We start from the raw sequence: 25,308 nt of genomic DNA, 5'->3' as shown, positions 1-25,308 counted from the left end.
TTGCAGAAAATCAGCCGCGCATCAGGGTTGCGCCGCAACCGGTCTTGTCGCCCAGGTGGGCGACGCGCATGCCGTGATGGGTCCGCTTGCCGGTGGCGATGATAGGGAAGGTGCCGCCGCACATCGGGCATGCGACCCGATGGCCGTCAAGCGCGACGGCGACACCCAGGTGCTTCAGATCGGGGGCCGCCTCGATTATCTTGCCGCCGTGATCGGTCGTATCGCCAAGCTGCGCCATGTCGCAACCCTGTTCGTTTTTCATGCAAACTTCCCCTTGGCATTTACTGTCCGACCGATAACGCGACGGCGGCGCTGGGCTGAACGACTACACGAAGTGGATGAATAAAGCGTGCCCAAAATAATTCTCCTTTTTTTCTCATGGCACAATCGGATAAGTATGAAAATTAGCATCGAATCGATGCACCGGGTCGCTTTATCATCGATCGACTTTCGCCAGACTTTGGTCAATATGACCTCTATCGGGATAATAAAAATTCGATCAAAAAAACCCGCGTGTAGCGGGTTTTTTAAATTTAAAGATCTCTTTGGGCGCCAGACCCATCCAGCATTCTCATTCGGTTACACGCTCGCACATTTTTGCCTTGATAATGCAAATCAGCCCAAACCTGACTTGTTCCCTTTGCCTTCCAAGAAGACTGTCTATCAACATGTTCGCCGTAACGGAGATCAATCCGCTACGCGAGATGTTTACCTAAGCTTTGAATTCGGCCGCCGCGGCACGCCCGCCGGGTTCCGTTCCCTCTTCCAACCGGTACACTCATGCACATCGATCTGACAGGCAAGACCGCGGTCGTCACCGCTTCCACCGCCGGCATCGGGCTGGCGATCGCCGAAGGGCTCGCGCAGGCGGGCGCACGCGTCGTCGTCAACGGACGCAGCGACAAGTCGGTCGACGCCGCGCTCGCGCAGCTGCGCAGCGCCGTACCCGGCGCGGACCTCGACGGCGTCGCGGCCGACCTGTCCGACGCCGCCGGCGTCGCGCGCATCACGCAGCACACGCCGGAGGCCGACATCCTCGTCAACAACGCGGGCATCTACGGGCTGAAGGCGTTCTTCGACATCGACGACGACGAATGGGCCCACTACTTCCAGATGAACGTGATGTCGGGCGTGCGTCTCGCGCGGCACTACCTGAAGGGGATGCTCGCGCGGAACACGGGCCGCATCGTGTTCATTTCGTCGGAGTCCGGGCTGAACATCCCGGTCGACATGATTCACTACGGGTTCACGAAAACCGCGCAGCTCGCGATCGCGCGCGGCCTCGCGAAACTCGCGGCCGGGACGCGCGTGACGGTCAATTCGGTCCTGCCGGGGCCGACGATGTCGGAAGGCGTGCGGGCGCTGCTGAAGGAAACGGCCGACGCCACGGGCCGCAGCATCGACGACGTCGCGGTCGATTTCGTGCGCAGCGAGCGCGCGAGCTCGATCATCCAGCGGCCGGCGACGACGGAGGAAGTCGCGAATCTCGTTGTGTACGTGTGCTCGCCGCAGGCCTCGGCGACGACGGGCGCGGCATTGCGCGTCGATGGCGGCGTGGTCGACACGATAGCGTGACGACGGCGTGACACGCTCGCGCGGCGCATGGCGGCCGCGCTAGCGCGAGGCGGCCTTGTCCGATTGAAGCGTGCCCTTGCGATCGGCGTCCATGCAGGTATCGAAGCCGTGTTGCGTGACCGCACCGGCCTTGTCGAACACGACGAAGAAAGCCCGGTGATCGTTGTCGTGCTCGATGAAGTAGTTGTAGCAGACGCCGCTGCCGTTGCGGACCATCCACACGCTGCGCGGGTTGCCGCCGGCGCGGACGACGTCGGCGCGCGTCGCGCCGTGCCGCGACGCGGCCCTCGCCAGCGGCGTGCGCGAATACGAGAACGGCAGCCACGAGTCGAACCACGCGCAACCGTGCAGCATCAGGCAGCTGGCGGCCAGGGACAGCGTCGCTGCGGGGCGGGACATCGGAATCAATCGCATGCTTGGTGAAATCTGCTGCGCCATGCCGGCGTGATCGAAAGCCCCATGCTACTCGACCTTTGGGTCCGGATCGAAAAGAAATGTAGAGACTTGTGTCCGATGCGCTGCCCGACGCAGTCCGGCGCGTGCCCGATCGTCACGAATCGTGGCCGTGCCGGGCGCGTTCGCGCGCCCGCCTTCTGACGTCGATGCGTCGGAGCGGCGCGACGGGCGGCGTCGTCAAGCAACCCATTCCGCCCACAGCATGGTCAGCACCGTCATCAGCGCGGGGCCGACGAACAGCCCGATCAGGCCGAACGTCTCGGCCCCGCCGAGGATGCCGAACAACACGAGCAGGAACGGCAGGCGGGTCGAGCTGCCGATCAACACCGGCCGCACGAAATGCTCGGCGACGAACACGACCACGAAGCCGAGCACCAGCACCACGACGGCCCACGCGGTCGCGCCCTGCACGAACAGCCAGAGCGCCGCGCCGCAGAACACGATCGGCGCGCAGAACGGCAGCATCGCGGCGACGGCCGTGACGAGGCCGAGCAGCGCCGCATGCGGAACCCCGGCGAGCGCATACGCGACACCGAGAATGGCGCCCTCGCCCAGCCCGACGACGACCAGCCCGGTCACCGTGCCGTACACGGCCGAGACCATCCGTTCGATCAGGTCCGCGCCTCCGCGGCCGAACGCGCGCCGCGCACCCTGTAGTAACGCGCCCGACAGCTTGTGGCCGGCCCGCATGATCACGAACAGCGTGACCAGCATGAAGCCGAACTCGAACAGCGCATGCGCGAGCTTCGTGCCGAACTGCCGGCCGAACGCGATGAACTTCTCGCCGCTCGCGCCATGCATCGCGCTGCCCGCGTGCAGCGGATGACCGAGATTGGCCTGCCACCACTCGGTGACCTGCGCGGCACCGTACGGCAACCGGCCGACGACGTCCGGAAGCGGAATGCCGTTGTCCTGGATCGAATGCAGCCAGAGGCGCAGGTCGTGCGCCTGCGAGATCGCCTGCGCGAGCGCGATCGCGACCGGCAGCACGACCAGCAGCGACACGCCGGCGGTAATCACGGTCGCGATCAGGGTCGGCCGGTCGCGAAACCAGCGGTGGGATTCGAAGCGTTTCAGCAGCGGCCACAACGCGATCGCGATCACGCAGGCCCACGCGATGGCGGGCAGGAAATCGCGGATCACCCACAGCGCGAGCACCAGCAGCGCCGCATACAGCACGGCGCGGGCGATCTGCTGGGCACGCGGCCGCGTGGCGGAATCCTGGGAAGGCGAGACATGTGCGCGCATGGCACCTCGGTCGAAATGAAAAAATGGCGGTCGTGCAGGCCGCGAGCCTGTACGAACCGCCATTCTATCCATCGACGCCGCAACGGCATGCGCACGCACTGCCAAGCATCGTCAAATGCGTGCCGCGAACGCCGCACCGCCGCGCGGTGCAACGCGTGCTCAAGCCGCCTTGTCGGCGACGCGGTAGCGTTCGAGCCAGTGCGCGTACGGCGCGGGCAGCGTCCACGACGGCCGCTCGACCCCGAGCTGCCTGGCCGCGTAGTACGGCCAGTGCGGATCGGCAAGATGCGCGCGGCCGACCATCACGAGATCGAGCTGCTGCTCGGCGACGACGCGCTCGGCCAGTTGCGGCGTATCGATCCCCCAGGCGGACGACACCGGCAAGCCGGCCTCGCGGCGCACGCGTTCCGCGATCGGCGCGAGGAACGCCGGGCCCCACGGAATGCGCGCGTCGGGCGTCGAGAAACCGACCGACACGCTCAGCATGTCGAGGCCTTCCTGCTTCATCCGCTGCGTGAGCGCGATCGATTCGGCGAGCGTTGCTTCATCGCGCCCGTCGTATTCGATCACGCCGAGACGCGCGGTCAGCGGCAGGTGCTCCGGCCAGACCTGGCGGACGGCCTTCAGCGTGTCGACGAGGAAACGGCCGCGGTTTTCCGCCGAACCGCCGTACTCGTCGTCGCGCTGGTTCGAATGCACGGAGAAGAAGCTCTGGCCGAGGTAGCCGTGCGCGAAGTGCAGTTCGAGCCATTCGAAGCCGAGGTCGCGGGCGCGCTTCGCCGACGCGACGAAGTCGGCCTGCACGCGGGCGATGTCGTCGTGCGTCATCGCGCGCGGCGTCTTCGGCAGGTGCGCGCCGAACGGCACCGCCGACGGTGCGATGGTCTGCCAGCCGCGCGGATCGCCGTCGGCGATGTGGTCGTCGCCTTCCCACGGACGGTTCGCGCTCGCCTTGCGGCCCGCATGCGCGATCTGGATGCCGGGCACCGCGCCGGCCGCCTTGATCGCCGCGACCGACGGCGCAAACGCCGCGGCCTGCGCATCGGTCCACAGCCCGGCACAGCCCGGCGTGATGCGGCCTTCCGGCGACACGGCCGTCGCCTCCGCGATCACGAGGCCCGCGCCGCCGCGCGCGATACCGGCCAGATGCACGTGATGCCAGTCGTTGACGACGCCGTCTTCGGCGACGTACTGGCACATCGGCGGCACCGCGATGCGGTTGCGCAGCGTGACATCCTTGAGTTTGAACGGTTCGAACAGGGCAGACATCCACCACTCCTTTGCTTGGTTCTGCGAAACGACCGGCTGAGCCGCCGCGCGGTGCGCACGGCGGAACGATGCGAGCCGTCGCCGGGACGGTCGCGCCCGACGACGGAAACCATCCGGCGCCGGTCATGCCGGCGCCGGGCTCGGCTTACTGACGGCCGAGCTTCGCGAGCAGCGCCTCGGCTGCCGGCTCCGACGACGCGGGGTTCTGCCCCGTGATCAGCAGCCCGTCGGTGACGACATGCGGCGCCCAGTCGGCGCTGCGCTCGAACTGCGCACCGTTGGTCTTCAGCATGTCCTCGACGAGGAACGGCACCACTTCCGTCAGCTCGACGGCCGCTTCCTCGCTGTTGGTGAAGCCCGTCACACGCTTGCCGCGCACGACCGACTCGCCGGTCTTCGGGTCCTTCACGTGGCGCAGCACGCCCGGCGCGTGGCACACGGCCGCGACCGGCTTGCCGGCCGCCAGCGCGCGCTCGATCAGGCCGATCGAATGCAGGTCCTCGGCGAGATCCCACAGCGGGCCATGCCCGCCCGGATAGAACACCGCGTCGTAATCGTCGACCGACACCTCGGCCAGCTTGCGCGTGGCGGCGAGTTCGGCCTTGGCCGCCGGATCCGCGTCGAAGCGGCGCGTCGCGTCGGTCTGCGCGGACGGATCGCTGCTTTTCGGATCGAGCGGCGGCTGGCCGCCCTGCGGCGACGCGAGCGTCAACTCGACGCCCGCATCCTTGAACGTGTAATACGGCGCGGCCAGTTCCTCGAGCCAGAAGCCGGTCTTCTTGCCGGTGTCGCCGAGCGTGTCGTGCGAGGTCAGGACAACCAGAATCTTCATGATCGGACACTCCTTATAAATGGGGGAACGGGGCCGCGTCGCGGCGGCGGCGACGGCGCGCCTGCGGGTTAGGCCGCTGGCGCGCGTCAACGTGCCGGCTCCGTACCAAAAATATTGCCAGGCCTAATAGACCAGTCGTCTAGAAATGGCTCGAAAAAAAGCGACGGCATCACCTGCGCGCCCAGCATCGCAGCGCGATATGGCATTTTCGCGACGTCACATTTCATGAGGCTGGATGATAGCGTCGAATTAGACCGGTCGTCTAGAAACCCGGCATTCGGCCCTGCCGCCGTCATGGCTTTTGCGACGGAGCGCGTGCCGCAACGGCCGTTGCGGAGCGCGCCCCGCTCCCCGGTTCGCGCCGCGTCGGCTACCCGTGCAGCGGCCCGTCCGTATCGCCGGCGTCGATCACCGGCATCTCGAGCCGATGGCCGCGAACGCCGTCCGTGAGCAACGCCAGCATCAGGTCCGCGAGCGCACACCCGGTCGCATGTCCGGTCGGCTGCACCACCGCCGTCACGCGATGCGGATGCGCGACGTCCGGCGGCACGCCGTCGTAGACGATCAGCGACATGTCCCGCCCAAGCTGCAAGCCGCCGTCGATCAGCGCCCGGAACGCGCCGCCGCCCACGATGTTGTTGTCGACCAGCAGCGCGGTCGGTCGTTCGGCCCGGGTGAGCAGCGCCTGCACGCCCTGCTGCCCGCCCTCGCGCGTAAACGGACACTCGACGAGCAGTGCCGGATCGGGCGCGATACCGGCCTCGCGCAGCGCCGCAAGATACCCGGCGCGACGCTGCATCGCGAAATTGAGCGACAGCGGCGCACTGATCATCGCGATACGGCGATGACCGAAGCCGATCAGGCGCCGCACCGCATCGCGCGCGCCCGCCTCGTTGTCGAAATCGAACCATGCGTAGGGCTCGGCGGCTTGCGTGCGGCCGTACGCGACGTACGGAAACGCTTGCGAACGCAGGTACGCGAGGCGCGGATCGTCGACCAGCGTGCGCGCGACGATCAGCCCGTCGACGAGCTTCCCGTCGACGAGCCGGCGATACGTGTCCAGTTCGGCGTTCGGCCGCGCGGCCGCGATGATGAAGTCGAGATTGCGCTCGGCGAGCCGTTCGGTGATGCCCGCGACGACCTCGCCGAAGCGCGGATCGCCGAGATCTCCCGCGCCGAACGGGTACACGATGCCGATCGCATCCGAGCGCCCCGTCGCCAGCCGGCGCGCGGTCGGATCCGCGACATAGCCAAGGTCGCGCGCGGCCTTCATCACGCGCTCGCGGGTCGCCTCGCTCACGTCGTCATAGCCGTTCAGCGCCCGACTGACCGTCGTGCGCGACAGCCCGAGCGCATCCGACAGTGCCTTCAGATTCACCTTCACGTCGCTCCTCGCGTTGTGCATGCCATTCGGCCGCGCCGCTCGCGCAGCAATTATTGCCGAATGGTAGTTATTACCGTCAAATATTTATCTTTTGACGTCCAAACCGGTTTGAATTAGCATCCAAACCGGTTTGGATATCGATATCCCGTCAGCAGTTCCTTCTCACCGTCAACGGAAACTACGCCTACATGACTTACTTTCCTTTTTGCCGCGCGACCGCGGCCAAACGTTTGCTGTTCGCTGGCGCGGCACTGGCCGCCTTCGCGTCCGCGTCGGGCGTCGCCCATGCGCAGAGCACCGGCGCCCCCGCGCCCACGCCGCATACGCAGCAGGCCTATGACCCCGAAGGCAACTTCACGATGCGCTGGACCCGCGCGGACATCCGCCAGATCGTCGCGCAGTCGCACACGGCCGGCGCCGACAAGAACTCGCTGCCGCAGGCGCTGACGATGCCGGACATCCCGCAGGATTTCCCGCTGATCAACTCGAACGTGTGGGTCTGGGATACCTGGCCGCTCGCCGACCTGCGCGCGAACCAGCTCAGCTACAAGGGCTGGGAGGTGATCTTCTCGCTCACGGCCGACCCGCATGCCGGCTACACGTTCGACGATCGTCACGTCCACGCGCGCATCGGCTTCTTCTACCGCCGCGCCGGCATTCCCGCGTCGCAGCGGCCCGCGAACGGCGGCTGGACCTGGGGCGGCCACCTGTTCCCGGACGGGGCGAGCGTCAAGGTGTTCGGCACGTCGCCGATGACCAACAACGCCGAATGGTCGGGCTCCGCGCGCCTCACGCAGGGCGACAACGTCAGCCTGTACTACACCGCGACGTCGTTCAACCGCTCGGCGCCCGGCGGCGCCGACATCACGCCGCCGCAGGCGATCATCACGCGCGCCGACGGTCATATCCATGCCGACGACAAGCACGTGTGGTTCAGCGGCTTCGACGATCACAAGGCGCTGCTGCAGCCGGACGGCAACTACTACCAGACCGGCCAGCAGAACACCTACTTCTCGTTCCGCGATCCGTTCGTGTTCACCGACCCCGCGCATCCGGGCAAGACCTACATGGTGTTCGAAGGCAACACGGGCGGCCAGCGCGGCGCCCGGACCTGCACCGAGGCCGACCTCGGCTACGCGCCGAACGATCCGTACCGCGAAGACCTCAACGCCGTGATGAACTCGGGCGCAGTGTATCAAAAGGCCAACGTCGGCCTGGCGGTCGCGACGAACCCGCAACTGACCGAATGGAAGTTCCTGCCGCCGATCCTGTCGGCGAACTGCGTCGACGACCAGACCGAGCGCCCGCAGATCTATCTGAAGGACGGCAAGTACTACCTGTTCACGATCAGCCACCGCACGACGATGGCCGCGGGCGTCGACGGGCCGGACGGCGTCTACGGCTTCGTCGGCAACGGCATCCGCAGCGACTTCCTGCCGCTGAACGGCGGCAGCGGGCTCGTGCTCGGCAACCCGACCGACTTCTCCGCACCGGCCGGCGCGCCGTATTCGCAGGACCCGAACCAGAACCCGCGCGAATTCCAGTCGTATTCGCACTTCGTGATGCCGGGCGGGCTCGTCGAGTCGTTCATCGATGCGATCGGCCCGCGTCGCGGCGGCACGCTCGCGCCGACGGTGAAGGTCAACATCAACGGCACGTCGACGGCGGTCGACCGCACGTACGGACGTGGCGGCCTCGGCGGTTACGGCGACATCCCGGCGAACCTGCCGGCGACGGGCGCCGGTCACTGACGGCGACGCGGGCACCCGCCCGTGACGAGTCCGTAAAGGGCTCGCTACGAACGCGGCGGGCACCGCCCGCGTCGAGGCGGCGCACGTCATGCGTGTCGCGTGCGCGCCGCCTCCCTCCTTCGCAGAAATCGCGCATGCCGCCGTCGCAAGCGGCGTGCGCGTTCCTTTCCCGCTTCGCGCGCCGAAGCACGGAACCCCGCATGAAATCGACGTCTTTTCGCTTTTCCCGCTGGATCGCCCGGCTGCTGTTCGCGTGTGCGGCAAGCGCGGCCTGCACGCACGCCACCGCCGCGCCCTGCGGCACGCCGCCCGGGAACGCCACGCCACAATGGCGACCGGCCGTGCATTACACGCCGCAACGCAACTGGATGAACGATCCGAACGGCCTCGTGTACGAGAACGGCCGCTATCACCTGTTCTACCAATACAACCCGCTCGGCCACGACTGGGGCAACATGTCGTGGGGCCACGCGACCAGCACCGACCTCGTCCACTGGCGCGAGCAGCCGGTCGCAATGCGCGCGAGCGCGACGGAGGAAATCTTCTCCGGCTCGATCGTCGCCGACACGCACAATACGTCCGGCCTCGGCGCGGCGGGCGAGACACCGCTGGTTGCGCTTTACACGAGCGTCTACAAGGACGGCTCGGGTCACGCAGCCGGCACGCAGGCGCAGTCGCTCGCGTACAGCCTCGACCACGGCGCGACCTGGCGGCCCTACGCGCGCAATCCGGTGCTCACGCTCGATCCGGAATCGAAGCAGTTCCGCGACCCGAAGGTGTCGTGGTACGCGCCGGGACGCTACTGGCTGATGACGACCGTCGTCGCCGATGCGCAGGTCGTGAAGCTCTACCGTTCCGACGACCTGATTCACTGGTCGTTCCTGAGCGATTTCACGCTGCCGGACGTGCCGCATGCGGGCGCGTTGTGGGAAATGCCCGACCTCGTGCCGCTGCCCGTCGACGACGATCCGCGGCACATCAAGTGGGTCATGATCGTCAACGTCAACCCGTGGTCGATCGCCGGCGGTTCCGGCGCGATGTATTTCGTCGGCGACTTCGACGGCCGCACGTTCGTCCCCGACCGGGTCGCACCGGCCGGTTCCGATCCCGCACGATTCCGCTGGGTCGATCACGGCGCCGACTTCTACGCGGCCGGCACGTTCTCCGGCGCGCCGGGCGCGCGCCCTGTCGCGATTGCATGGATGAGCAACTGGGACTACGCGGCGAAAGCGCCGACGGCGCCCTGGCGCGGCGCGACGACGGTGCCGCGCGAACTCGCGTTGAAGACGATCGGCGGTGAACCGACGCTCATCGTGACGCCGGCAGCCGCGTTCGATGCGTGGGCCGACGGGCGGCCCGCCGTGCATGAAGGCAACCTGAACGTCGAGTCCGCCACGCGCACGCTGTCGGACGCCACGCGCGGCACCGTCCAGCGCATCACGGTGACGATCGCGCCGCGGCGCGCGGCCCGCGCGGGTTTGATCGTGCGGGGCTCCGCGGATGGCTCGATCGGCACCCGGATCGTGTACGACACGGCGAAGCGCACGCTGACGCTCGACCGCTCGCGCTCCGGCGCCACGGATTTCGCGGGCACGTTCAGCCGCGAGCACATCGTCGATCTGCCACTCGAGCACGGGCAGCTGCGGCTCGAAATCGTCGTCGATCGCGGTTCGGTCGAGGTGTTCGCGAACGGCGGCCGCGTCGCGCTGACGGACCTGATCTTCCCGCCGCCCGATGCGGACCGCGTCGCCGTGTTCGCCGAGCACGGGAGCGCGACGTTCTCGGGGTTGACGGTCACGCAGCTCCACGGACGCGATCAGGCCGGCGACGTCCGTGACGCCTGTGCATCGCGCTAGCGATGCGGTTGCACGGCGGGGCTGCACAGCCTGACCTCGCGTCAGGCCGTGCAGCCCCGCCGGTTCCACGCTCAAAGCAAGCCCATCCCGCCCGACGCGATGATTTCCGCGCCGACGATGAACGCCGACTCGGGTGCGCTCAGGTGCAGCACCGTCGACGCGATTTCATCCGGCGTGCCGAACCGGCCGATCGGGACGAGCCCCCTGATCTTGTCGGCCGTCTCGTCGAGCGTCGCCGCATCGAGGCCGAGCTTGCCGTACAGCGGCGTCTGGACCGGCCCGGGGCTCACCACGTTCACCCGTACGCCGTGCGGCAGCAGTTCCGTCGACAGCGTCTTCGCGAACGAATTGACGGCCGCCTTGCTCGCCGCATACACGGACGACCCCGGCATCCCGATGTGCGCGTTGATCGAGCCGTTGATCACGATCGACGCGCCGCGGTTCAGCAGCGGGACGAGCGCCTGGATCTGGAAATACGCGCCCTTCACGTTCGTGTCGAACACGAGGTCCCACAACGCCTCGTCGATATCCGCGAACGGCGCGAGTTTGGCGACGCCCGCGTTGATGAACACGGCGTCGAGGCGCGCGCCGGCGGCCGCGATCGCGTCCGCGAGCGCTCGCGCCGACGCGACGCTGCCGGCCTCGTTGCGGATCGCGAGCGCGCCGTCGCCGAGCGACTCGCGCGCGGCGGCAAGCGTCTGCTCGTCGCGGCCGGTGATGACGACCCGCGCGCCTTCGGCCGCGAATGCCCGTGCGGCCGCCAGGCCGATGCCGCTGTTGCCGCCCGTGACGAGGACCGTTTTTCCTTCGAAGCGTTGCATGATGTTCTCCTTGAACCGGTGAGTTGACCGTGAACACAGGATGCGCGCGGTGCCCGGCCTTGCCGTACGACCGGCGCGGCAGACATGTGCGAAATCTTCGAACGTGTTTGCCCCGGCCGTCCGGCGCGTGTCGGCCCGGCGCGCTCAGCCCGACACGTCGATCCCGTCGAGCAGGCGCTGCGCGAGCCGCGGTTCGCGCAGTTGCTCCAGCCACCATTGCAGCGCGCGGCCGTCGCGGTCGCCGCGCCACGCGACATACAGCACGTTCGGCTCGCGCGGATCGGCTGTTTCCTTCTCGACCAGCTCGCCGCGCGCCAGCAGCGACGCGACCCGCCGGCGCGGCACCCAGCCGACGCCGAGCCCGTCGCGCTGCGCGAGGATCTTCGCGCGCATCGACGGCACCGCGAGCACCGCCTGCCCGCCGAGCAGTCCGTACACACGGCCGACGGCCTGCCGCGACGAGTCGGCGACGACGACCGCGCGATGCGCGCCGATCGCGTCCCGGGTCAGCTGCGCGCCCGCCGACGCCAGCGGATGGCGCGGCGCGACGGCGAACACCCACTCCATCGCGCCGAGTTCGAACCATTTGAAGCCCGGAATCGCCGGCGGCTCGTTGGTCGCGCCGACGACCAGATCCGCGCGACCATCGCGCAGCGCTTCCCAGGTGCCGCCGAGCACTTCGTGCGTGAAACGCAGCGACACGCCCGAATCGAGCGCATCGAATGCGCGGACGACCGGCAGCAGCGTATCGAATTCCAGCACCTCGTCGCTGACGATCCACAGCCGGTCCTCCCAGCCGCTCGCGACCTGCCGCACGCGCTGCGTGAGCCGCGCGACGTCCAGCGCGAGGCGCGATGCCTCGTCGGTCAGCAGCTGGCCGGCCGGCGTGAGCTGCAGCCGGTAGCCGCGGCGGTCGAACAGCAGCGCGTCGAAGCGTGTTTCGAGCTGCCGCGCGGCGTGCGACACGGTCGACGGCGCCTTGCCGAGCCGTGCGGCCGCCCGCGACAGGCTGCCGGTGGCGCGGATCGCATCGAGCAGCGCGAGTTCCTCTTCGGACAGCATGAGCGCACTCCGGTCGGGGGGTCTGGTGGATCGTAAGGCAGCGGCGGGCGCCAACGCAATCGAATGGCACTGCCGGCAGCGGGCGGATGCCGTGCCGGCCGGGGCACCGTAGCGCGCCGTGCCATTTGCCGCATCCGGCGCGCGTTGCGTGCCAGGTGCCGCCTTTCCCTGCCCCCTCGACGCCACGCGCGTGCCCTGGCCGAGCGATGCCGCCCGCGCATGCGCGAACGCCGATCCGGCCATGAACTTCCGGTATGCTGATCGACGTCACATTTCCGCATTCGAGGTAACCACTGCGATGGACATCGCGATCCGCATCGAAGGCCGTCACGACCTGACCGGGCAGATCTTCCGGCAGTTGCGCACCGCGATCGTCGACGGGCGGCTCGAAGGCGGCGCCCGGCTGCCGTCGACGCGCGATCTCGCGAAGCAGCTCGGCGTGTCGCGCAAGACGACGCTCGACGCGTTCGAACGTCTCGTCGCCGAGGGTTACCTGAACACGCGCGCGGGCGACGGCACGTTCGTCGCCGGCGGCCTGGCGCGGGTTCCGCACGCGGCGGCGGCCGCGACGCCGTCGCTCGTCGAGGACGCGCCGCCCGTCCATGCCGTCGACGCACGCGCGCTGTGGGACGAGTTGCCCGACGCGCTCGCGATGCCCACCCCGCAGGACACGCCCGCGTTCGACTTCCGCGGCGGCGTGACCGACAAGGCACTGTTTCCGTTCGACGCATGGCGTCGCTGCCTGCATCACGCGCTGCGCCAGCAGGCGCGCGGCCCCGGCCAGTACCATGCGCCGGCCGGCGATCCACAGCTGCGCGGCGCGATCGCGCGCTACGTCGCGTTCAGCCGCGCGGTCGCGTGCGGCTGGGACGACGTGCTCGTCACGCAAGGCGCGCAACAGGCGCTCGACCTGATCGCACGCGTGGTCGTGCGGCCCGGCGACGTCGTCGCGGTCGAGAATCCCGGTTATCCGCCGGCGCGCGCGGCGTTCGCGTCGCTCGGCGCGACGGTGATCGGCGTGCCGGTCGATGCGCACGGCCTCGTCACCGGGCGGCTGCCCGACGACGCGCGCCTCGTCTACGTGACACCGTCGCACCAGTTCCCGCTCGGGATGCCGATGACGCTGGAGCGGCGCGTCGCGCTGCTCGAATGGGCGCAGCGCCGCCGCGCGGTGATCATCGAGGACGACTACGACGGCGAGTTCCGCTTCGAAGGCCGGCCGGTGGAATCGCTGAAGAGCCTCGACCGCACGGGTCTGGTCGCGTACGTCGGCACCTTCTCGAAGACGATCTTTCCTGAACTGCGGATCGGCTACGCGATTCCGCCGCGCGCGCTGCGCGGCGCGCTCGCCAAGGCGAAGCAGATCGTCGACTGGCACACCTGCACGCTGACGCAGGCGGCGCTCGCGCGCTTCATGCTCGAAGGCGATTTCGCGCGGCACCTGCGGCGCGCGCAGAAACACTACGACGCGCGCCGCAAGATGCTGCTCGCGCATCTGCGCGGCGGCCTCGCGCCGTGGTTCGACACGATCGTGCCGACCGCCGGCATCCACCTCGCCGCGCACCTGAAACCGGGGCTCGACGAAGCCGCGCTGGTCCGCGCGGCGCGTGAGCACGACATCGGCCTGTACGGGATCACCGCGTTCCACGTCGGCTCGGCGGCCCGCGCGGGGCTGCTGTTCGGCTATGGCGGGATCGACGCGCTTCGCATCGACACCGCGCTCGCGAAGCTGGCCGCGCTGCTGGATTCAGGCCGGGTCGGCGGACCGCCACTGGTTACCTGAATTTTCCAGGAATTGGCCATTCAAGCAGGCCAGTGGCCCGCTTAAAGTGGGTCCTGTCGCGCCACCGGGCGCATCCAACCGAACAGGACCTGCCATGCAACCGCGTCTGAACTTCTATACCGCCAGCCCGAACGCCATCAAGGTGATGCGCAACGCCGAGGAATTCCTCGCGAAAAGCTCGATCGAGAAGCCGCTCGCCGAACTCGTCCGGCTGCGCGCGTCGCAGATCAACGGCTGTGCGTTCTGCGTCGACATGCACACCACCGACGCACGCAACGGCGGCGAAACCGATCGCCGCCTGGCGACGGTCGTCGTCTGGCGCGAAACGCCGTTCTTCACCGAGCGCGAACGTGCGGCGCTCGAATGGACCGAAGCGCTGACGCTGGTCGCCGACAACCACGTGCCCGATGCCGTGTGGGAAGCCGTGAAGCCCCATTTCAGCGACACGGAGTTGTTCGAGCTGTCGATGCTGATCGCGACGATCAACACGTGGAACCGCTTCGCGATCGCGTTCCGCAAGATGCCCGAGTAAGGGGAGACGACGATGATGCGCTCCAGCCCCACGCTCCGCCGCGCGATGCTGTGCACGTCGCTCGCGCTCGGCGCCGCGTTGCCGGCCGCCGCCCGCGCGCACGATACCGGCGACAGCGTGCACGCGATCATGCAACAGGCCGTGCCCGAAGCGCCCGGCAAGCTCGCCGTCGTCGCGACCGTCGACTATGCGCCCGGTCAGGCATCCGAAGCGCACAAGCACCTCGGCTCGGTGTTCGCGGTCGTGTCGAAAGGCGAAGTGCTGTCGCAGGTGAACGACGGCCCGGTGCGCCGCTATCGCACCGGCGAAGGCTGGTACGAGCCGCCCGGTTCGCGCCACCAGATGTCGCGCAACGCGAGCGCGACCGAGCCCGCGCAAATTGTCGTGTTCGGGCTGACGGGCGAGCATGTGCCGCTGAAGTCGCCGATCGATCAGTGATTTAGGAGGCCGTGCCGCGTCGGGCGCGCCGCCGTGCTGCACGGCCGGCGTCCCGCCCCGTGCCGCGCGACTTCCTCGCAGGTGTCGGGCTCGGCCGTTTCGCCCGCTGTTTCGCCGCTGTTTCGCCCGCTGTTTCGCCCGCCGTTTCGCCGGCCGTTTCACCCACGTTTCGATCAACGTTTCACCCGCCATTTCCCCCGTCGATCACCCGCCAGTTCCCCGCCAGTTCCCGCGTCTTCCCCATTAGCCGCTCCCTACACTTCACCGTCGGCGCACGCCCGTTCCCTACCCTCAGCCCCGCCCGTCCGCCCCGCCATTCGCCACTCGCCTGATCGCGATCAACGCGGGCGAAAACCCTGCCTTGAAATTAACTAACTCATCAATTAGCGTCGATTTCATGAACGCGAAATCCACCGTCTCCAGGCCGCGCGGGCGCCGCCCGTCGGTGGACGACTTCGACCTGCGCGACCACATGCTCGACGTCGCGATGCAGCTGTTCGCCGAGCGCGGCATCGCCGCGACGACGGTCGCGCAGATCGCTGCGGCCGCCGGCGTCACGTCGGCGATGGTTCACTACTACTTCACGAATCGCGAGCAGCTGCTCGACGCGATCGTCGAGGAGCGGCTCGCGCAGGTCATCGCGTTCGTGTGGCGGCCGACCGCGCCGCAGATCGAAAACGATCCGTTCGCGCTCGTCGCCGAACTCGTCGACCGCTTCTTCGACGTCACGCATCACATGCCCTGGCTGCCGTCGATCTGGCTGCGCGAGATCGTCCACGAGGGCGGGCTGCTGCGCGAGCGGATGATCCGGCGCATTCCGCTCGAGCATGTCGGGCGGTTTGCCGAGCGCATCCGCGCCGCGCAGCAGGCCGGCACGCTGAACCCCGCGCTCGAACCCGCATTCCTGTTCCATTCGATCATCGCGCTGGTGATGCTGCCGCTCGCCACCGCGAAGCTGTGGCAGAGCGCGCGCGGCCTGCCGCCGATCGATCGCGACGTGCTGCAGCGCCACGTCCGCGCGCTGCTCGGTTCCGGCATGCAACCGCCCGCCGCCGCGCCGGATCCCGACGCGCATGCGCGACGGAGGCCGTCGTGAACGCGCCCCGCCCGCTGCCGCTCGCGCTGGCCGCCGCCGTCGCGCTGCTCGCCGGTTGCGGACGGCCGGCGAACGACGTCACGACCTTCCAGGGCTATGTCGAAGGCGAGTTCGTATACCTGTCGTCGTCGCAGGCGGGCACGCTGACGCAGCTGTCGGTCGAACGCGGCCAGGCCGTCGCGGCCGGCGCGCCGGTGTTCTCGCTCGAAGCCGTCAACGAAACGGCCGCGCTGCGGCAGGCGCAACACCAGCTCGAGGCCGCGCGCGCGCAGCTTGCCGACCTGCAGACCGGCAAGCGCCCGCAGGAAGTCGCGGTCACGCGGGCCCAGCTCGCGCAGGCCGCGGCACAGGCCGCGCGGGCCGCCGCGCAATTCGCGCGCGACGAACGTCAGTACGCGGCCGGCGGCCTGTCGAAGCAGCAGCTCGACGATTCGCGCACGTCCGCGCAAACCACCGCAGCACAGGTGCGCGAGTTGCAGAACCAGGTCGACGTCGCGCGCCTGCCGGGCCGCGCGCAGCAGGTGGCGGCCCAGGCCGCGCAGGTCGATGCCGGGCAGGCGGCCGTCACCGAAGCGCAATGGAAACTCGACCAGAAGCGCGTCGCCGCGCCCGCCGCCGGGCGCGTGTACGACACGCTGTACCGCGTCGGCGAATGGGTGCAGGCCGGCAATCCGGTCGTGCAGATGCTGCCGCCGCAGAACCTGAAAGTGCGGTTCTTCGTGCCGGAGGCCGCCGTCGCATCGATCGCGCCGGGGCGCACGGTCGCGATCCGCTGCGACGGCTGCCCGGCCGACGTCCCCGCGCGCGTCACCTACGTGTCGCGCGCGGCCGAGTACACGCCGCCCGTGATCTACAGCAACGAGAGCCGGACCAAACTCGTGTTCATGGTCGAGGCGCGCCCCGCCGTCGCCGACGCGCCGAAGCTGCACCCGGGCCAGCCCGTCGCCGTGAGGATGCGATGAACGCACCGCCCGCCCCGTATGCGATCGACGTCGACCGCCTGAACAAGCGCTTCGGCGACAAGCACGTCGTGAAGGACGTCTCGCTGCGCGTCGCGCGCGGGGAGATCTTCGGCTTTCTCGGGCCGAACGGCAGCGGCAAGACGACGTCGATCCGCATGATGTGCGGCCTGCTCACGCCCGACTCGGGCAGCGGCACCTGTCTCGGCTACGACATCGTGCGCGACAGCGCGCAGATCAAGCGCCGCGTCGGCTACATGACGCAGCGCTTCTCGTACTGGGAAGACCTGTCGATCCGCGAGAACCTCGATTTCGTCGCACGCGTGTACGGGATGCCCGATCGTCAGGCGGCTGTCGCGCGCGCGCTCGACGGGCTCGGTCTCGCGAGCCGCGCGGACCAGCTCACGGGCGCGTTGTCGGGCGGCTGGAAACAGCGCCTCGCGCTCGCCGCGTGCATGCTGCACGAGCCGGAGCTGCTGCTGCTCGACGAACCGACCGCCGGCGTCGATCCGGCCGCGCGCCGCGACTTCTGGGAAGAGCTGCACCGGCTGGCCGCGCAAGGCATCTCGGTACTCGTCAGCACGCACTACATGGACGAGGCCGAGCGCTGTCACAAGCTCGCGTACATCGCGTCCGGCGAACTGCTCGCGCAGGGCACGGCCGCGGAAATCGTCGCGTCGCAGCACCTGTCGACGCGCACGGTCACCGGCGGGCACCTGGCGGAACTGTCCGCGCGCCTGCGCACGATGCCGGGCGTCGACCAGACGGTCGTGTTCGGCTCGACGCTGCACGTGAGCGGCCGCGATCGAGCGCTGCTCGACGCGACGCTCGCGCAGGTCGCGGCGCAGCCCGGCACGCAGGAGAACGGTCACGCGCCGCTGCAGGTCTCGCCGATCGACACCGGGCTCGAAGACGTCTTCATCTACATGATGGGCCGCGCATCCGGGCCGCCCGGCGGAGTGGCGACATGAGCACGTGGACGGGCCTGCGCGACGCGTTCTCGGTCGCGCGCTGGTGGAGCATCGTGCTGAAGGAATTCCTGCAGCTGCGCCGCGACCGCGTGACGTTCGCGATGATCGTCGGCGTGCCGATCATCCAGCTCGCGCTGTTCGGCTTCGCGATCAACACCGATCCGAAGCACCTGCCGACCGCGGTGATCGTCGCCGACTCGAGCCCGTTCGCGCGCAGCTTCATCGCCGCGATGCGCAATTCCGCGTATTTCGACATCGTCGCGACGCTGCCCGACGAAGCGGCCGGCCGGCATGCGCTCGCACGCGGCGACGTGCAGTTCGTGCTGAGCGTGCCGGCCGACTTCTCGAAGCGGCTGCTGCGCGGCGAGCGCCCGTCGCTGCTCGTCGAGGCGGACGCGACCGACCCCGTCGCGACCGCATCGGCGCTCGGCGCGCTGCCGGGCCTCGTGCAACCCGTCGCCGACAAGGACCTGACGGGCCCGCTCGCGCACCTGAACGGCCGCCCGGCCGCGTTCGACATCGTGCTGCACCGCCTGTACAACCCGGAAGGCATCACGCAGTACAACGTCGTGCCGGGCCTGATGGGCGTGATCCTGACGATGACGATGGTGATGATGACGGGCCTCGCGATCACGCGCGAACGCGAGCGCGGCACGATGGAGAACCTGCTGGCGACGCCCGTGCGGCCGCTGGAGGTGATGACGGGCAAGATCGTCCCGTACGTGTTCATCGGGCTGATCCAGGTGTCGATCATCCTCCTGGCCGCGCGCTACGTGTTCCACGTGCCGTTCGTCGGCGGCATGGTCGCGATCTACCTGTCCGCGCTGCTCTTCATCGCCGCGAACCTGACGGTCGGCATCACGCTGTCGTCGCTCGCGCAGAACCAGTTGCAGGCGATGCAGCTCGCGGTGTTCTACTTCCTGCCGAACATCCTGCTGTCGGGCTTCATGTTTCCGTTCGCCGGGATGCCGAAGTGGGCGCAGTTCATCGGCAACCTGCTGCCGCTCACCTACTTCAACCGCCTGGTGCGCGGCATCCTGCTGAAAGGCAACGGCTGGGCCGACCTGTGGCCGTCCGTGTGGCCCGTCGCGCTGTTTACGCTCGTCGTGATGGGCGTCGCGCTGCGCTTCTACCGGCGCACGCTCGACTAGGGGCCGCACGATGAAACCGGCTTCGCGTCGCGCCCGCCCCGCCGCCCGCCGCAGCGCATGGGCAGCCGTTGCGCTGCTCGTCGCCGGTTGCACGGTCGGGCCGGATTTCCGCACGCCCGACGCGCCGGCCACACGGCAATACACGCGCGATGACCCGCCGGTCACGACGGCCGCCGCCGGCGGCCCGGCCGGCGACGCGCAGACGTTCGCATCGGCCGCGCACACGCCGCAACAGTGGTGGACCGCGTTCGGCTCGGCACCGCTGAACCGGCTCGTCGATACCGCGTGGCACAACAGCCCGACGCTCGCCGGGGCCCGCGCGCGGCTCGACGAAGCGCGACAGAACCACGCGGCCGAAGCCGGCGCGACGATGCTGCCGCGCGTCGATGCGAACCTGTCCGCCACGCGCGAGAAGGTCGACATCGCTGCATTCGGGCTGCCCGCCAACGTGCCGAATCCGGGGCCGTTCACGCTGTACGACGCGTCGGTGAGCGTGTCGTACGCGCTCGACGTGTTCGGCGGCAACCGGCGCGCGCTCGAGGCGTTGCGCGCCCAGGTCGACTATCAGGCGTACCTGCTCGACGCCGCACGCCTGACGCTCGCGGGCAACGTCGTCGCGACTGCGATCCTGCGCGCGTCGCTCGCGCAGCAGATCGCGCTCACGCGGCAGCTCGTCGACGCGCAAGCCCGGCAGTTGCGCATCGTCGACGCGCGCTTCGCGGCGGGCGGCGTATCGCAGGCCGACGTGCATGCGCAGCGCACGCTGCTCGCGCAGACGCAGGCGTCGCTGCCGCCGCTCGCGGCCCGCTACGCGCAGGCCGGCCACCGGCTCGCGATCCTGCTGGGCGCGCCGCCGTCCGGCGCCGAGCTGCCCGACCTCGCGCTCGACACACTCACGCTGCCGCGCACGCTGCCGGTCGCGCTGCCGTCGACGCTCGCGCGCGAACGGCCCGATATCCGCGCGGCGGAGGCCCTGTTGCACCAGGCGAGCGCGAACGTCGGCGTGGCGACCGCGAACCTGTATCCGCGTTTTTCGATTTCGGCGGGGATCGGTTCGGAACGCACGCGCATCGCGGATATCGTCAGCGGGCTGAATGTGTGGAATGTCGGCCTCGGCCTGACGCAGCCGCTCTTTCATGGCGGCGAGCTGCACGCGAGGAAGCGCGCGGCCGAAGCCGCGTACGACGCCGCGTTCGCGAGCTATCGGGAAACCGTGCTGCTGGCGCTCCAGCAGGTCGCCGACGCGATGCGCGCGGTCGAACACGATGCGACGGCGCTGCAAGCGCGGGACACGGCCGCACGGGAAGCGGCGGCAGGCAACGCGATCGCCGGCGACCGTTACGCGGCGGGCGGGATCAGCGCGTTCGCGCTGCTCGACGCCCAGCGGCAGGCATTGCAGACCGCGCTCGACCGCACGCGCGCGCAGGCCGACCGGCTGGCCGACACGGCGGCGCTGTTCCAGGCGCTGGCGGGGAACTGGATGGATGAGGCGGCGCGGTGACCGACAGGACGGCGTCGGCACCGACCGGGCATTGCCGGCCTGCACGTCATGCACCGCATGAACGGCACACTTGTCGGGCTCGACAGCCGTCGCCGCGCGCTTCCATTCGACGACCATCCATGACCGAACCCGCAATACGCACAACGCGTGCCGCAAATGGAAAAACCGGCCCGAAGGCCGGTTTTCGTACCGCAAGCCGTAAGCGGCGCTCGCGCGCCGCGCGGCATCAGAAGCGGTGGATCAGGCCGACGCCGGCCGCGATCTGGTTCTGCTTCGAACCTGCGCCCACGCCGTCGCCGATCGACGTCGTTGCATTGACGATGCCGCCGGTCAGGCCGCTGATCGTGTTGCCGGTAGCGTGCTGATACGCTTCAACCGCGTACAGGCCCGTGCGCTTCGACAGGCTGTAGTACTGCGACAGCGTGACCTGATGGTACTTGGCCGAGCTCGAGATGCCGTTCGACTGGGTCGCACGCGTGTACGAGTAGCCTGCCGCGAAGTCCCACTGCGGCGCTGCCTTCCAGTGCAGCACTGCGCCCGCCGTGTTGAAGATCGCCGTATTGTGGAATGCCGACAGGTTGCCCGGGATGTACTGGACGTTCGAGTACGACACCGAGATGTCCCACGCCGGCGTGAACTGGTAACCGGCCGTCACGGCGACACGTTGCTGCGACTGTGCCGTCTTGTAGCCGCCGTTGATCGACGACACGGCCTGCTCCGCACCGTTGCCGCTCGAATCCAGACCGTTTTGCGCGGTCGAGTTCGCGCCCCACACGCCGCCGCCGAGCGTCGCGTTGTTGATGCGCTGATAGCCAACCGCGATGCCTGCCGGGCCGTTCAGGTACTGGACCGCCGCGCTCCAGGTCGAGCCGCGGTTGAAGCTGCCTGCCACGCCGCCGAGCGAGTACGAACCGCCGACCGTGAAGCCGTAGAACTTCGGCGACATGTAGACGAGCGAGTTGTTCGCGCGGTAGCTGGTGTCGAGCGAGTCGATATCGCCCGGGTGCGCGCCGTAGTAACCGGTCAGCCAGGTCGTCGGGCTATACGGCGACAGCAGCGTGTAGTACGCGGTGTACTGGCGGCCGGCCGTCAGCGTACCGTACGTCGCGTTGGTCAGACCAACCCACGCCTGACGCGTGAAGATGCCGTTCGTCCATTGCGACGAGCCGTTGTTCGCGTTGAAGCCGGCTTCCAACTGGAAAATCGCCTTCGTGCCGCCGCCGAGGTCTTCGCTGCCCTTCAGGCCGAAGCGGCTGCCTGCCCAAATGCCGGTGGCCATCTGCACCTTCGAGTGACCGCCCGAAACCGCGCTGGTGGCCGACGAGTTGTTCTGCCAGGCGATAGCGTTATCGACGATACCGTACAGGGTCACGCTGCTCTGGGCGTGGGCTGCGGTAGCGGCTGCGAGACCCGCTGCCGTCATGGCGAAAGCGACGCGCTTTTTCATTGATTCTCCGTCCTCAAAGAATGATTTCTTTTCTGGTGTGGTTTTATGACTGACACATGTGCGAGTACATGCCGGTGCGATTCTGACGGATTACCAATCGTTTCCCAACATGTGCGGTCGGTCATCGTATGATCGACGCAACGCGGGGGTTCACCAAACGGTTACATAACACCTGAAAACGCTTACGCAGCGGGCCTTTCCGACATTTCCCGGTGAAAACCCTAGCTTTACATTTTTACTGGTGCATCGCGACCGTCCAATGTCGTCAGACGCCCTCGGCAACAACCTTCCTACGAATGCGCGAGCGCGGCTGACGCCGCGATTCACGCCGCCGCGCAGGATCGCTGACATTCATGACACCCACGTTTCGGGAAGCGAAATCGTGAAAACGTTTCAGTCCGCGCGCGGACAATCGGACGGGAGACGTGAGCGGCCCGGCGAACGCGGGCCGAGGGGCGATGCCGATGCAGGTCGCGCCACGCGCCGGCATCGTTCAGCGCGATTCAGCGCGCGGACGGCTGCGCGATCCGCGCGTTCACCGCGTCGACGAGCGCGGTGATCCGCGCACGGATCGCGGCGTTCGAACCGACGAGCGCGAGCGACGACGCCATGATCCGGTAGATCCGCTTGCGCGGCACCTTCGCCGGCGTCGCCGGATCGAGCCACGCATCGTGGCCGGCCAGCAGTTCGAGCGTTTCGAGGCCGATCATGATCGGCCACAGGCACGCGAGTCGCAGCCGCACGAAGCGGCGCGGAATCGCGAGCGTGTAGCGGCACGCGTCGCGATACTGGTCGAGCGTCACGCGCAGCAGGTCGACCAGCACGCCGCGCGCGCGCGCCGACGCATCGGGTGTCATCAGGTCGGCGACGCCGACGCCGTATGCGGCCAGCACGTCCTCCGGCAGATAGCAGCGGCCGATCCGCAGATCCTTCGCGCAGTCGCGCAGGATGTTGGTCATCTGCAGCGCCTTGCCGAAACGGATGCCCTTCTCGCGCATGTCCGGCACGTCCCAGCCGCGCGCGGCGCGCGTGTGCGCGCCGGTCATGTCGGTCCAGAATTCGCCGACGCAGCCGGCGACCAGGTACGTGTAGCGATCGAGCTCGGCACGGTTCGGCAGCGACGCGACGCGGCCCGACTGTTCGTCGGGGAACGTGCGCAGGTCGAATTCCATCCCCGACGTCAGCGTCGCGACGACCTTGCGGATCGATGCGCAGTCCGCATCCGGCTGCGCGCGCAGCAGCGCGAGCATCGGCTGCATCGAGCCGAGCAGCACGTGTTCGTGCGAATCCGTCTGCATCCGCGTCACGTCCTCGAGCGAACGCGACAGCGCCGCGCCGTCGCCGAGCCGCTCGACTTCGTTCCGCAGGTCGGTCAGCAGCGCCGCGCGGCGATCGGGCGCGACCAGCGCCGTGTCGGCGATCGTGTCGGCCGCGCGCGCGAGCAGGTAGGCCAGGCCGACCGGGTCGCGCATGCCGTCGGGCAGCACGCGCAGCGTCAGGTAGAAGGAGCGGGAAACGTTCTTCAGCAGGTCGCCGAGCAGGTAGGCGGGATCGGTATGCGTCGTCATGGGTCGGTAAAAATCGGCCGGCGCGGGCCCCGGACGCACGCGGGCGCCGGGCGCCCGCGCCGGCCCGCGAGTCGCCGCATCGCCGTGCGCGGGCGGGTGTCGGCCCGGCGCGGCGATGCAAAAGTCCCGCAAGTTTAGTGCATCCGGCGACCACGCTCGCGATCCGTCCGACGAAGTGGGCGCGTGACCGCCGAACCGCGTCGGCGCGACGATCGCGGCGCCGGCTGGCGGCGACGGGCGGATCGCACCGTCTCGACCGCGACGTGTTCCCGCAATTCTCGCGCCTGACGCGACAACAAAACAGAAAGGCGCAAGTAATACATATGTAATGATCCGGTGCGACGATCGCGTCCCGTTCGCTCACGCGGCCCCGCATCGCCGGACCGCTTGCCCTTTCACCGACTTCCGTTCCGAAGGTTCATCGACATGCTCTTCCCGCGCCCGACCGCCCTGCGCTGCATCCCGTTCGCCTGTGCCGCCGCCGTCCTGCTTGCCGCCTGCGGCGGCGACGACGTCTCGGCGTCCGATTCCGCCCGGCCGATCTCCGCGAAGGTCCAGGTGGTCGGCCATCGCGGCGCGAGCGCGCTGCGCCCCGAGCACACGCTTGCGTCGTACCGCAAGGCGATCGAGGACGGCGCGGACGTGATCGAGCCCGACCTCGTCGCGACCCGCGACGGCGTGCTCGTCGCGCGCCACGAGAACGAGATCTCCGGCACGACGAACGTGTCGACGCTGCCGCAGTTCGCGAGCCGCAAGGCGACCAGGACGATCGACGGCACGCAGCTGACCGGCTGGTTCACCGAGGACTTCACGCTCGCCGAGCTCAAGACGCTGCGTGCCCGCGAGCGCATTCCGCAGGTGCGCCCGGCGAACACCGCGTACAACGACCAGTTCGAGATTCCGACCTTCGACGAGATCGTCGCGCTCGCGAAACAGATGTCCGCGCAGACCGGCCGCACGATCCACCTGTATCCGGAAACCAAGCACCCGACCTACTTCCAGTCGATCGGCCTGCCGCTCGAGGACCGTCTCGTCGACGCACTGCTGAAGGATCCGTACACGGCGCGCACGGCGACCGTCTACATCCAGTCGTTCGAGGTCGCGAACCTGAAGGCGATCCGCAACCGGATCAAGTCGAGCCAGCCGAACTGGAAGCTCGTGCAGTTGATGGACGAAGCCGGCCAGCGTCCGTACGACTTCGTGAAGGCGAACGACAAGCGCACTTACGGCGACCTGTCGACGCGCGACGGGATGCGCGAGATCGCGTCCTATGCGAACGGCGTCGGCCCGTACAAGACGTCGATCATCGCGGTGGCCGCGGACGGCACGCTGCAGCAGCCGACGTCGTACGTGCGTGACGCGCACGCAGCCGGCCTCGTCGTGCATCCGTATACGTTCCGTCCGGAGAACAACTTCCTGCCCGCGTCGCTGAAGGACGGCGGTACACCGGCCACGCGCAACACCGCGGGCTCGGTGCGCGAGATCCAGGCCTACCTGCGCGCGGGCATCGACGGCTTCTTCACCGACGATCCGGCCGTCGGCCGCACGGCCGTCGATACGTTCAAGCGCTGAGCGCGCTGAACGTGCCGCATACGATGAGCCGCTGAA

Annotated in this window: 22 protein-coding genes; 12 read left to right on the top strand and 10 right to left on the bottom strand. The window is 68.6% G+C overall.

Translation table 11 applies throughout. The features are described 5' to 3' along the window. Positions 1–10: 10 nt before the first annotated feature. Positions 11–262: a PAAR domain-containing protein gene (locus tag DIE16_RS00855; protein WP_124891624.1), complete on the bottom strand. Its 252-nt coding sequence runs from the start codon at positions 260–262 to the stop codon at positions 11–13. A gap of 518 nt (positions 263–780) precedes the next feature. Between DIE16_RS00855 and DIE16_RS00850 the strand changes: the two genes are divergently transcribed. Then, positions 781–1,575 (top strand): SDR family NAD(P)-dependent oxidoreductase, encoded by a 795-nt coding sequence (locus DIE16_RS00850; RefSeq protein ID WP_124484914.1) that lies wholly within the window; start codon positions 781–783, stop codon positions 1,573–1,575. A 39-nt stretch (positions 1,576–1,614) separates the two neighbouring features. On the opposite strand, the gene DIE16_RS00845 is transcribed toward DIE16_RS00850, so the two are convergent. From DIE16_RS00845 to DIE16_RS00825, 5 genes are all read right to left on the bottom strand, one after another. Continuing rightward, positions 1,615–1,989 carry a hypothetical protein gene (locus DIE16_RS00845; RefSeq protein ID WP_044843011.1) on the bottom strand — a complete coding sequence of 125 codons (375 nt, stop codon included), beginning with the start codon at positions 1,987–1,989 and terminating at the stop codon, positions 1,615–1,617. Positions 1,990–2,208: 219 nt separating this feature from the next. Continuing rightward, positions 2,209–3,279 carry an AI-2E family transporter gene (locus DIE16_RS00840; protein ID WP_124891623.1) on the bottom strand — a complete coding sequence of 357 codons (1,071 nt, stop codon included), beginning with the start codon at positions 3,277–3,279 and terminating at the stop codon, positions 2,209–2,211. Positions 3,280–3,438: 159 nt separating this feature from the next. Next, a complete protein-coding gene (locus DIE16_RS00835; protein ID WP_044843009.1) occupies positions 3,439–4,548 on the bottom strand; it encodes an NADH:flavin oxidoreductase/NADH oxidase in 1,110 nt (369 codons plus the stop codon). Positions 4,549–4,693: 145 nt separating this feature from the next. Beyond that, entirely contained in the window at positions 4,694–5,380 is a 687-nt protein-coding gene (locus DIE16_RS00830) for a type 1 glutamine amidotransferase domain-containing protein (protein ID WP_044843008.1), read from the bottom strand. A 370-nt stretch (positions 5,381–5,750) separates the two neighbouring features. After that, positions 5,751–6,785, bottom strand: coding sequence for a substrate-binding domain-containing protein (locus tag DIE16_RS00825; RefSeq protein ID WP_124891622.1), 1,035 nt, complete (start codon positions 6,783–6,785; stop codon positions 5,751–5,753). Between the two features lie 167 nt (positions 6,786–6,952). Between DIE16_RS00825 and DIE16_RS00820 the strand changes: the two genes are divergently transcribed. Further along, entirely contained in the window at positions 6,953–8,515 is a 1,563-nt protein-coding gene (locus DIE16_RS00820) for a glycoside hydrolase family 68 protein (RefSeq protein ID WP_124484917.1), read from the top strand. Positions 8,516–8,715: 200 nt separating this feature from the next. After that, on the top strand, positions 8,716–10,371 hold the full coding sequence (locus DIE16_RS00815; protein WP_124891621.1) for a glycoside hydrolase family 32 protein: 1,656 nt from the start codon (positions 8,716–8,718) through the stop codon (positions 10,369–10,371). A 71-nt stretch (positions 10,372–10,442) separates the two neighbouring features. Here DIE16_RS00815 and DIE16_RS00810 read toward each other — a convergent pair whose 3' ends face one another. Continuing rightward, entirely contained in the window at positions 10,443–11,192 is a 750-nt protein-coding gene (locus DIE16_RS00810; protein ID WP_124665847.1) for an SDR family oxidoreductase, read from the bottom strand. A 144-nt stretch (positions 11,193–11,336) separates the two neighbouring features. Then, the gene (locus tag DIE16_RS00805) at positions 11,337–12,254 is read right to left on the bottom strand and encodes a LysR family transcriptional regulator (RefSeq protein ID WP_124891620.1); all 918 of its coding nucleotides are present in this window, start codon (positions 12,252–12,254) and stop codon (positions 11,337–11,339) included. A gap of 298 nt (positions 12,255–12,552) precedes the next feature. Here DIE16_RS00805 and DIE16_RS00800 point away from each other — a divergent pair, with 298 nt between their 5' ends. The 8 genes from DIE16_RS00800 to DIE16_RS00765 all read left to right on the top strand — a co-directional run bounded on the left by DIE16_RS00800 (position 12,553) and on the right by DIE16_RS00765 (position 20,685). Next, on the top strand, positions 12,553–14,037 hold the full coding sequence (locus DIE16_RS00800) for a PLP-dependent aminotransferase family protein (protein ID WP_124891619.1): 1,485 nt from the start codon (positions 12,553–12,555) through the stop codon (positions 14,035–14,037). A 94-nt stretch (positions 14,038–14,131) separates the two neighbouring features. Beyond that, on the top strand, positions 14,132–14,569 hold the full coding sequence (locus DIE16_RS00795; RefSeq protein WP_044843002.1) for a carboxymuconolactone decarboxylase family protein: 438 nt from the start codon (positions 14,132–14,134) through the stop codon (positions 14,567–14,569). Positions 14,570–14,581: 12 nt separating this feature from the next. Then, on the top strand, positions 14,582–15,007 hold the full coding sequence (locus tag DIE16_RS00790) for a cupin domain-containing protein (RefSeq protein ID WP_124484922.1): 426 nt from the start codon (positions 14,582–14,584) through the stop codon (positions 15,005–15,007). Between the two features lie 397 nt (positions 15,008–15,404). Further along, positions 15,405–16,103, top strand: coding sequence for a TetR/AcrR family transcriptional regulator (locus tag DIE16_RS00785; protein WP_124891618.1), 699 nt, complete (start codon positions 15,405–15,407; stop codon positions 16,101–16,103). Next, positions 16,100–17,065 carry an HlyD family secretion protein gene (locus DIE16_RS00780; RefSeq protein WP_124891617.1) on the top strand — a complete coding sequence of 322 codons (966 nt, stop codon included), beginning with the start codon at positions 16,100–16,102 and terminating at the stop codon, positions 17,063–17,065. The genes DIE16_RS00785 and DIE16_RS00780 overlap by 4 nt, the downstream gene beginning before the upstream one ends. Then, entirely contained in the window at positions 17,062–18,033 is a 972-nt protein-coding gene (locus DIE16_RS00775; RefSeq protein ID WP_124891616.1) for an ABC transporter ATP-binding protein, read from the top strand. Before DIE16_RS00780 ends, DIE16_RS00775 begins: the two co-directional genes overlap by 4 nt. Then, the gene (locus DIE16_RS00770; RefSeq protein ID WP_124484926.1) at positions 18,030–19,184 is read left to right on the top strand and encodes an ABC transporter permease; all 1,155 of its coding nucleotides are present in this window, start codon (positions 18,030–18,032) and stop codon (positions 19,182–19,184) included. Before DIE16_RS00775 ends, DIE16_RS00770 begins: the two co-directional genes overlap by 4 nt. A gap of 10 nt (positions 19,185–19,194) precedes the next feature. Then, positions 19,195–20,685 (top strand): efflux transporter outer membrane subunit, encoded by a 1,491-nt coding sequence (locus tag DIE16_RS00765; protein ID WP_124891615.1) that lies wholly within the window; start codon positions 19,195–19,197, stop codon positions 20,683–20,685. Between the two features lie 226 nt (positions 20,686–20,911). Here DIE16_RS00765 and DIE16_RS00760 read toward each other — a convergent pair whose 3' ends face one another. Beyond that, positions 20,912–22,132: a porin gene (locus tag DIE16_RS00760; RefSeq protein ID WP_044842995.1), complete on the bottom strand. Its 1,221-nt coding sequence runs from the start codon at positions 22,130–22,132 to the stop codon at positions 20,912–20,914. 503 nt (positions 22,133–22,635) lie between these two features. After that, on the bottom strand, positions 22,636–23,700 hold the full coding sequence (locus DIE16_RS00750) for a phytoene/squalene synthase family protein (RefSeq protein WP_124484928.1): 1,065 nt from the start codon (positions 23,698–23,700) through the stop codon (positions 22,636–22,638). Positions 23,701–24,126: 426 nt separating this feature from the next. Between DIE16_RS00750 and DIE16_RS00745 the strand changes: the two genes are divergently transcribed. Continuing rightward, positions 24,127–25,272: a glycerophosphodiester phosphodiesterase gene (locus DIE16_RS00745; RefSeq protein ID WP_124891613.1), complete on the top strand. Its 1,146-nt coding sequence runs from the start codon at positions 24,127–24,129 to the stop codon at positions 25,270–25,272. The last annotated feature ends 36 nt before the right edge of the window (positions 25,273–25,308 follow it).

Source organism: Burkholderia sp. Bp9090 (assembly GCF_003857985.1).
Lineage (GTDB): Bacteria > Pseudomonadota > Gammaproteobacteria > Burkholderiales > Burkholderiaceae > Burkholderia.
Note: the sequence above shows the minus strand (reverse complement) of the source record. Positions and strands in the feature narration are given on the sequence as shown.

Excerpts from the sequence above, each read along its gene's own strand:
- DIE16_RS00850 (WP_124484914.1), top strand. The coding sequence starts at position 781 with ATGCACATCGATCTGACAGGCAAGACCGCGGTCGTCACCGCTTCCACC.
- DIE16_RS00825 (WP_124891622.1), bottom strand. The coding sequence starts at position 6,785 with ATGCACAACGCGAGGAGCGACGTGAAGGTGAATCTGAAGGCACTGTCG.
- DIE16_RS00800 (WP_124891619.1), top strand. The coding sequence starts at position 12,553 with ATGGACATCGCGATCCGCATCGAAGGCCGTCACGACCTGACCGGGCAG.
- DIE16_RS00820 (WP_124484917.1), top strand. The coding sequence starts at position 6,953 with ATGACTTACTTTCCTTTTTGCCGCGCGACCGCGGCCAAACGTTTGCTG.
- DIE16_RS00810 (WP_124665847.1), bottom strand. The coding sequence starts at position 11,192 with ATGCAACGCTTCGAAGGAAAAACGGTCCTCGTCACGGGCGGCAACAGC.
- DIE16_RS00775 (WP_124891616.1), top strand. The coding sequence starts at position 17,062 with ATGAACGCACCGCCCGCCCCGTATGCGATCGACGTCGACCGCCTGAAC.
- DIE16_RS00785 (WP_124891618.1), top strand. The coding sequence starts at position 15,405 with ATGAACGCGAAATCCACCGTCTCCAGGCCGCGCGGGCGCCGCCCGTCG.
- DIE16_RS00845 (WP_044843011.1), bottom strand. The coding sequence starts at position 1,989 with ATGCGATTGATTCCGATGTCCCGCCCCGCAGCGACGCTGTCCCTGGCC.
- DIE16_RS00750 (WP_124484928.1), bottom strand. The coding sequence starts at position 23,700 with ATGACGACGCATACCGATCCCGCCTACCTGCTCGGCGACCTGCTGAAG.
- DIE16_RS00835 (WP_044843009.1), bottom strand. The coding sequence starts at position 4,548 with ATGTCTGCCCTGTTCGAACCGTTCAAACTCAAGGATGTCACGCTGCGC.
- DIE16_RS00770 (WP_124484926.1), top strand. The coding sequence starts at position 18,030 with ATGAGCACGTGGACGGGCCTGCGCGACGCGTTCTCGGTCGCGCGCTGG.
- DIE16_RS00840 (WP_124891623.1), bottom strand. The coding sequence starts at position 3,279 with ATGCGCGCACATGTCTCGCCTTCCCAGGATTCCGCCACGCGGCCGCGT.
- DIE16_RS00765 (WP_124891615.1), top strand. The coding sequence starts at position 19,195 with ATGAAACCGGCTTCGCGTCGCGCCCGCCCCGCCGCCCGCCGCAGCGCA.
- DIE16_RS00815 (WP_124891621.1), top strand. The coding sequence starts at position 8,716 with ATGAAATCGACGTCTTTTCGCTTTTCCCGCTGGATCGCCCGGCTGCTG.
- DIE16_RS00745 (WP_124891613.1), top strand. The coding sequence starts at position 24,127 with ATGCTCTTCCCGCGCCCGACCGCCCTGCGCTGCATCCCGTTCGCCTGT.
- DIE16_RS00795 (WP_044843002.1), top strand. The coding sequence starts at position 14,132 with ATGCAACCGCGTCTGAACTTCTATACCGCCAGCCCGAACGCCATCAAG.
- DIE16_RS00805 (WP_124891620.1), bottom strand. The coding sequence starts at position 12,254 with ATGCTGTCCGAAGAGGAACTCGCGCTGCTCGATGCGATCCGCGCCACC.
- DIE16_RS00830 (WP_044843008.1), bottom strand. The coding sequence starts at position 5,380 with ATGAAGATTCTGGTTGTCCTGACCTCGCACGACACGCTCGGCGACACC.
- DIE16_RS00760 (WP_044842995.1), bottom strand. The coding sequence starts at position 22,132 with ATGAAAAAGCGCGTCGCTTTCGCCATGACGGCAGCGGGTCTCGCAGCC.
- DIE16_RS00855 (WP_124891624.1), bottom strand. The coding sequence starts at position 262 with ATGAAAAACGAACAGGGTTGCGACATGGCGCAGCTTGGCGATACGACC.
- DIE16_RS00790 (WP_124484922.1), top strand. The coding sequence starts at position 14,582 with ATGATGCGCTCCAGCCCCACGCTCCGCCGCGCGATGCTGTGCACGTCG.